Origin of the sequence: Methylibium sp. (genome assembly GCF_013817365.1) — a bacterium.
In the GTDB taxonomy this organism is placed as follows: domain Bacteria; phylum Pseudomonadota; class Gammaproteobacteria; order Burkholderiales; family Burkholderiaceae_C; genus Methylibium.
Map to the genome: position 1 here is coordinate 1 of NZ_JACDCU010000203.1, position 7,086 is coordinate 7,086.

General features: G+C 65.6%; 5 protein-coding genes and 2 pseudogenes. 5 read left to right on the forward strand and 2 right to left on the reverse strand.

The features are described from left to right. Positions 1 to 408 precede the first annotated feature (408 nt). Complete coding sequence (locus H0W38_RS12935) at positions 409 to 732, forward strand: hypothetical protein (protein WP_292454640.1); 324 nt, start codon at positions 409 to 411, stop codon at positions 730 to 732. Here the strand turns inward: H0W38_RS12935 and H0W38_RS12940 are convergent. After that, entirely contained in the window at positions 726 to 1,418 is a 693-nt protein-coding gene (locus tag H0W38_RS12940) for a heme-binding protein (protein WP_292454643.1), read from the reverse strand. The two genes, H0W38_RS12935 and H0W38_RS12940, sit on opposite strands and share 7 nt — an antisense overlap. Positions 1,419 to 1,553: 135 nt before the next feature. Then, a pseudogene (locus H0W38_RS12945) lies at positions 1,554 to 1,805 on the reverse strand (transposase); the annotation flags it as partial. A gap of 86 nt (positions 1,806 to 1,891) precedes the next feature. On the opposite strand from H0W38_RS12945, the gene H0W38_RS12950 reads away from it, so the two are divergent. From H0W38_RS12950 to H0W38_RS12965, 4 genes and pseudogenes are all read left to right on the forward strand, one after another. Next, positions 1,892 to 2,179, forward strand: coding sequence for a hypothetical protein (locus tag H0W38_RS12950; RefSeq protein ID WP_292454645.1), 288 nt, complete (start codon positions 1,892 to 1,894; stop codon positions 2,177 to 2,179). Positions 2,180 to 3,502: 1,323 nt separating this feature from the next. Next, on the forward strand, positions 3,503 to 4,588 hold the full coding sequence (locus tag H0W38_RS12955) for an IS630 family transposase (RefSeq protein WP_292454647.1): 1,086 nt from the start codon (positions 3,503 to 3,505) through the stop codon (positions 4,586 to 4,588). Between the two features lie 120 nt (positions 4,589 to 4,708). Beyond that, complete coding sequence (locus H0W38_RS12960; RefSeq protein WP_292454650.1) at positions 4,709 to 6,028, forward strand: hypothetical protein; 1,320 nt, start codon at positions 4,709 to 4,711, stop codon at positions 6,026 to 6,028. 269 nt (positions 6,029 to 6,297) lie between these two features. Then, positions 6,298 to 7,059, forward strand: a pseudogene (locus H0W38_RS12965) (IS630 family transposase); the annotation flags it as partial. Positions 7,060 to 7,086 lie beyond the last annotated feature (27 nt).

Consider the following 7,086-nt stretch of genomic DNA (forward strand, 5'->3'; position numbering starts at 1 on the left):
CTCCATGGTTCGGCTCCAGTCGATGAACGAGGCGGATTGCCTCGATCAACAACATGGCAGAGCCGGACGCTCAACGCACCACCACCGGCGTAGCCGGAGCGCCTACCGCGCGAGCGGTTTAGTCCTCAGACTGATCTGCGACGTTCGACACCGATCAGCGAAATTCAGCAGCCGCCGAAAGCGGTCCCCGAAGAGGCCAACGAGCGACCGACCGGTCTACGCATTGAAGCGGTCCCTCGCTTCCGAGATCAGTGGTGGCTCATCGCCGAACGTCTGCTCGTCGCAGCCTGCGACAGGCGCTGTCGACCCAATCCGGAAACTCGATCGACGCATTTCAGCGCCTTGAAGCGGTCGTCCATAGTGCAGTTTGAGCCGGAGCACCGGAGCCCCAGCGCAGTCAGGCGCTGCATGAACTCCAGCGGCGACATCACGATGTGGATGGTGTGGTCGCTCCGGGGCCTTTTTGAGCTTGAGCGCGAACTGTCCGGCGGCATTGCACTGCACCCGTTCGTTGGCCAGCGCCGGGCGCGTGATGGAGCGACAGGAGCGACACACCTGCTCGAGCCGCTTGCGCTCGTCGGCGCTGCGGCGCACGACGGTGGATTAAAACCCTGCTCGTCCGAAAACACCGCCTGCGCGAGCGCGGCGTTTCGCGGCATCGTGAAGTCTTTCTGCTCGCCGGTGTGTATTCGCTCGCGGGCGCACCGTCGCGCGGCGCTCCGATCTCAGTAGCTGCCGGGCGGAAGATCCGATGGGAAGCAATGCGGGTGCTTGAATCCGTTCGGCGATTCTGCCGCTGCCAGATACAGGATGTCATCGGTTCCGGCGTAGCCGACACCCCCAGGAATGCCGCCGGTCAGCGCCGACAGCGCACGCATCCGGTAGGCGATCACATGGTCGGCACAGGCGCTGTCGCCACTGACGCCGAGCCCACCGATGACCTTGCCGCCGATATAGAGCGGTACGCCACCGCCGAATGTGATGATGCCGCCGGCTACGTCCCCTTCGCCCTTCTTCTGCGGCAGGAAATCAGGGTTGAACGGATTCGAATTGTTCAGCCCGTACAGCGATCCGCCCGGCTGCGTCGCTGAATACAGGTTCGCGGTCGACAACGGTAGACCGTCGTTGCTGAAGTCGTTCGCGGTGCCCGCCTTGGCGATCGAGATAGCGCGACTGCCCGGCCAGGCATCTCCGATCTTGATCACCGAGCACAGCACGCCTTCGCGATCGACCACTGCCGACCACATCCGGTTTGGCGTGAAGATGCCGCCGTTGCCTGACGCGACGACCACGGCGAGCTTGCTCTGCACCGTCTCGACCGTGGCAGCCGGAATGCCGCATTTCTTGTCGGCGAATGCTGGGCCGGCGACGGCGATTGCCGTCGAAGCGATCAGCAGATTCTTCATGATCTTGCGCATGGTTGTCTTCCTTGGGCGTGCACCTTGGTGCAGGGTTGGTGGAGCGCGACGCCCGCATCAGGTGAAACGGCCACCGTGATCGATGCGGAACGATTGATGCTTGACGGTGGGGTTCGACACGTCCATCCCTATGCTGACGAGATTCGCGCTGCACAGCTCGGTGCGCTGCGTGGTGGCCGGGAACACCGCACCGAGCGCCTCGCCGATGCCCTTCAAGCCGTCGGTGACGGCGATCAGGGATGTCGTGCGGTGCCGTCGGGCAGGTCCCCCATTGCCAGGTAGATGGCCTTGTTGCGCACAACTGCGTCCTCGCGAATCCTCACCCGCAGCGTCGAAGAAGACCACCGGGTACATCGGCTCCAGCGGCCGGGCCTGCCAGGCACCGACCCGTGGCGTGTCCGGTTTTGCCATTGATTACGTACAGCCTGGTGAAGGCCTTCGATTGGCCTTCGTCGACCACCAGGAGAACGGCCATGTCGCATATTCCCACGCTCGGTCACGCCCTCAAAACACATCCCACCTTGCCTCGCGTCAAGGCTTTTTACGGCATCCTGTCCGCGGCGACCGCGGCCGCCGTAATCGCGAGCATCACGATCGCCGTATTGAGCAGAACCCCGGCCGCTTCCAACGAGAACCACATGGCCACCCTGCCATCGGCACCTGTGCCCTTGGACGTGCCGCCCGGGACCAGCGTGCCGGATGCCAGCACGGTCTTTCACGGCAGGGACATGCCGGTTGAAGAGCCCGTGCCGACGTTCTGATCGGGGCCGGGAGCGCTGATGCAGCAGGTCTCCACCGGCGTGTTGCTCAGTGTCTGGCTGCCAAGCCTGTTCGGTTTTGCGCTGGGCAGCCTCTGCTTGGTCTGCCGTTCACCGCGATCACACTGTTCGCGGTGTAGAGGGGACGGCGACTGCGGCCGCAGGAGCGTCAGCGCTCATCGGCCTGCTCACCGCCGCCTAGACGCCGGCGCATGCCGTCGCGACGGCCGAGCCGCCTCGTGGCAACCATCGCGTGTAGAACGAGACGCGGCGAATCGCCGACGCAACGGGCAGCCGACGACGAGCAGGCTTGTCCCCATCTTGACGTCGGCCTTGAAGCCGGCGAGCGCGATTGCTGACGAGCCGGCGGCAATTGCATCAAGGCCAGCGCGCTGGCCAATCCCCGACCGTGCGCCCGCCGAAGCTCAACGCGCCAGGCCGGCGCGAGCGCCCAGGTACAGCCGCAGATTGCTCACGCGGCGCTGCGCCGCACCAATCTTCTTGCATCTTACGTGTCCGGTTAGGGCGCCACAACTCGTACTGGAGGGGTGAACCCCCAGACCGCAGGAGTATCGCGATTGAACATGATTCCACCACTGACTGATGTGCTTGGCTGGGCGGCGGCTGCGCTCACCTTGCTCGCCTTCACGTGCAACGGCATCGTCCGACTGCGTTACGCAGCGCTTGCGGCCAATTCCGCATTCATTGCCTACGGCGTGAGCGCCCAGCTGTGGCCGGTCCTGGCCCTGCACTTTGTGCTCGCGCCGATCAATCTGTGGCGCCTGGCGCAGACGCTGCAACGGACCATGCATCCTGTCACGCCGACGCTGGTTCCATTGCGCGAGCCCCCTCTTGCGCAACGCCCGACTGAGATGCGCCGCGCCGACACGCCGACCAGCGAGGCTGCGATGGTGATGACCGACTGCCCTGCGACAAACTGCCACACCACACGTCGGAGGCCGCCTCGTAGCTGCTCGACCCGGCCGTTCGCGTCGGCTCGTTTAGCTGGACGAGCGCGACGATGTCCTCGCGGCCTTCCTGGACGAATGGCCGCGACTGGGCGGCGTCTATATCGGACCGTTCGAGGACAACGTCGGGATGCGCCCCGTCTGCGGGCATGAGACCCTGTTGAGTAGACGGCCAGACCCCTCGTGACCGGCGCAGGGTTCCCAGCCACCGCCGTCACGGTGCGCTAGCAAATCGACCAGTGCTGACCGCTGAACTATGCCGCCTTCGGGGCTGTCTAGTGTTCCGAGTTAGAAATTCATTGAACTATAGATAGTCATTGAAGTCAGTCGTGTAGTGTTGGTACACGACGAGGCGGCGATGGCAGGAAGACCGAAGGCGGAACTGGTGTTGAGTCAGCCCGAGCGAGAGCAGCTCGTGGCGCTGACGCTGCGTCGCAAGACGGCGCAGGCCTTGGCGCTGCGAGCACGCATCGTCTTGGGGTGCGCCGATGGTTCGGACAACCAAGATGTCGCTGCGCGCCAGCGAGTCACGAAGCAGACGGTTTCCAAGTGGCGAGCGCGCTTTGTCGAACGCCGACTCGACGGCCTTTTCGATGCGCCGCGTCCCGGAGCGCCGCGTAGCATCGACGACTCGCGTGTGGACGCGCTCATTGCCAAGACGCTGGAGTCGGTTCCTGTTGGCGCGACCCACTGGAGCACGCGCAGCATGGCGCGCGAAGCGGGTTTGTCGCAGACGGCGGTGTCGCGCATCTGGCGCACTTTCGGGCTGCAGCCGCACCGGCAGGAGACGTTCAAGCTCTCCACCGACCCGCTGTTCGTCGAGAAGGTGCGCGACATCGTCGGGCTGTACCTGGCTCCGCCGCTCAAGGCCATGGTGCTGTGCGTGGACGAGAAGAGCCAGATCCAGGCGCGGGATCGGACGCAGCCCATCCTCCCGCTGGCCCCCGGCCTCCCCGAGCGACGCACCCACGACCACATGCGCCACGGCACGACCACGCTGTTCGCGGCGCTCGACATCGCCACTGGTGAAGTCATCGGCGAGTTGCATCGGCGTCACCGCAGCAGTGAGTTCCTGCAGTTCTTGCGCACCATCGAAGCCAACGTGCCGGCGCAACTAGACATCCACCTCGTGATGGACAACTACGGCACCCACAAGACGCCAGCGATCAAGGCTTGGTTCGCGCGGAATCCGCGCTTCCATGTTCACTTCACGCCGACCTCGGCATCCTGGCTGAATCAGGTCGAGCGCTGGTTCGCCACCTTGACCGAGAAGTACATTGGGCGCGGCACGCATCGCTCGACTCGCCAGCTCGAGACCGCTATCAAGCAGTACCTCGATATCAACAACGCCAACCCGAAGCCTTTCGCTTGGGTCAAGTCCGCCGACGACATCCTTGCAAGCATCGAAAGGTTTTGTCTGCGTATTTCTAACTCAGGACACTAGCGAGCCAGTGAGCGCGGGCGTGACGGTGAGCTGGCCAAACTCGGTGGCGCCGAGGCGGCCGAGCCTCTGGTCGATCGGACGCCGATCACGCGGAACAGGACCCAGACCATCCAGCACGCGGTGAACGGCAGCGTACTCGCCCGGAGCACTGTCAGGGCTTGGGACCGCGGCTCGTCGCGGCCTTGCACCAGAACAACCGGCACACACGAAAACTCGGACAGGCGCCGCTTCTGGCTGAAGCATGGCTTTACGAAAGCCGACCCCGCGCTGATACTCCCGCGCAAACAAGTAGTAAGCGAGGCGTACGGATGGCGAAATTCCCCGATCGCGATGAACTGTCGGTGGGAAACGCGCCTCGTGCTCGGAGCTGATCTTCCGCCGCCGGCTGCAAACGCTGCAGCGGCCGGCACAGTCGACAAGCCATTCGCCACCGCTCTGCACGAGTTGCATGCGATCGCGGGGCAACTCCTGATCGCCGCCCCGAACGACCCGCTCTGGGCGGACCGCGTGCGCGCGCTGGCGCAGCGCCTGGGCATCCTTCAGCAGCGCGCGCTCGACGCCGTGCTGTACCTGCTGCTATACGCTGCCGCCCGTAGGATGGAGCGCTATAGCAGCCACCACGCGCTGGTGTGCGCGGTGATTGCCCGAGAATGCGCCGCCCGGTTGAGCTGGCCCGACCACGAGACCCAGTCGCTCGTTCTGGCGGCGCTGACCATGAACGTCAGCATCACCGCCTTGCAGGACGAGCTGGTCTTTCGCGAGCGCACGCCCACCTTGGCGCAGCGGGTGGCCATCGACGCCCACCCCGACCGTAGCGTCGAGCTGCTCGGCGCGCACGGCGTCACTGATGCACTCTGGCTCGGCGCGGTGGCGCAGCACCACGTAGATTTCAACGTCCTGCAGATCGAGGGCGGCCTGTCTGCCGAGCAACGCCTTGCCCAGGTGCTTCGGCGGGTGGACGTGCTGGCGGCGAAAATCAGCCCTCGACAAAGCCGCCCCGGGCTTCCCGCAACCATGGCCGTCCGCGACGCGTACCTCGGCGTGGACGGTGCAGCCGATGAAGTCGGCGCCGCGTTGACGAAGGCCGTCGGCATCTATCCGCCCGGCAGTCTGGTCACGCTCGAGACTGGCGAGACGGCGATCGTGCTGCGCCGCGGGGCGCGGGCGAGCCGGCCGATCGTGGCCGCCGTGGCCGGTGCAACCCGAGCGCCCTACACGATGGCCGTGCTGCTGGACACGAATGTCAGCGGCTCACGGATCAGGGGGGCCGCCAGCCCGGGCGAGTCACGAATCCCGCTGGACCATGACCGGCTGTTGATGCTGCTGTCCGGCAGCCTCTTCGCGCATGGTGCACCGGCTCAAGCCGCCCTCGAGAGCCTCCAGCGGTCCGAAGAACTCGTAGCGCTTCCGCCGCTGGGCACGCCCAGCGCCGGCCCGTGAGTCAGGACTGCCTTCATCAAGGGCTTGGGGCCGATGAAGTAGAGATCCACGTCGCAGTCGGGGGGCAGCGCCCGGGCCAGCAGTTCCCTTGTCAGACGCCCGTGGCGTGGGGCTAGTGTCGTGAGTTACAAATTCATTGAACTAATGATTCGCATTGGAGTCGGTCGTGTAGTGTTCGGCTACACGGCGAGGCGGCGGCGATGCGAGGACGGCCCAAGGCGCAACTGGTGTTGAGCGAATCCGAGCGCGAGCAGCTTGTGGCGTTGACGATGCGCCGCAAGACGGCGCAGGCCCTGGCGCTGCGAGCACGCATCGTGCTGGGCTGTGCCGAAGGCAGTGACAATAAGGCCGTGGCCGCGCGCCAGCGGGTGACTCAGCAAACGGTCTCGAAGTGGCGTGCCCGCTTTGTCGAGCAGCGCCTGGACGGTCTGCTCGACGCACCGCGCCCGGGTGCGCCGCGCACGATCGACGACGCGCGCGTGGACGCGGTGGTGGCCAAGACGCTGGAGTCGGTGCCCGCCGGTGCCACGCACTGGAGCACGCGAACGATGGCCCGCGAGACGGGCATGACGCAAACGGCCGTCAGCCGCATCTGGCGCGCCTTCGGCTTGCAGCCGCATCGGCAAGAGACCTTCAAGCGCTCCAGCGATCCCCTGTTCGTCGAGAAGGTGCGCGACATCGTCGGCCTGTACCTGGACCCGCCCGTGAAGGCGATGGTGCTGTGCGTGGACGAGAAGAGCCAGATCCAGGCGCTCGATCGCACGCAACCCATCCTGCCGCTGGCCCCGGGCCTCCCCGAGCGGCGCACGCATGACTACGCGCGCCATGGCACGACCACGCTGTTTGGCGCCCTGGACATCGCCACGGGCGAGGTGATCGGCCGCACGCACCGGCGCCACCGCAGCGGCGAGTTCTTGCAGTTCCTGCGCACCATCGAGGCCAATGTGCCCGCCGACCTGGACGTGCACCTGGTGATGGACAACTACGGCACCCACAAGACGCCCACGATCAAGGCCTGGTTCGCACGCCATCCCACCTCTCCGTCGGCATAGACGCGC

What these genes read in the sequence shown, in the direction of transcription:
- H0W38_RS12935 (WP_292454640.1), top strand. Translation starts at nt 409, where the DNA reads ATGAACTCCAGCGGCGACATCACGATGTGGATGGTGTGGTCGCTCCGG.
- H0W38_RS12950 (WP_292454645.1), top strand. Translation starts at nt 1,892, where the DNA reads ATGTCGCATATTCCCACGCTCGGTCACGCCCTCAAAACACATCCCACC.
- H0W38_RS12940 (WP_292454643.1), bottom strand. Translation starts at nt 1,418, where the DNA reads ATGCGCAAGATCATGAAGAATCTGCTGATCGCTTCGACGGCAATCGCC.
- H0W38_RS12955 (WP_292454647.1), top strand. Translation starts at nt 3,503, where the DNA reads ATGGCAGGAAGACCGAAGGCGGAACTGGTGTTGAGTCAGCCCGAGCGA.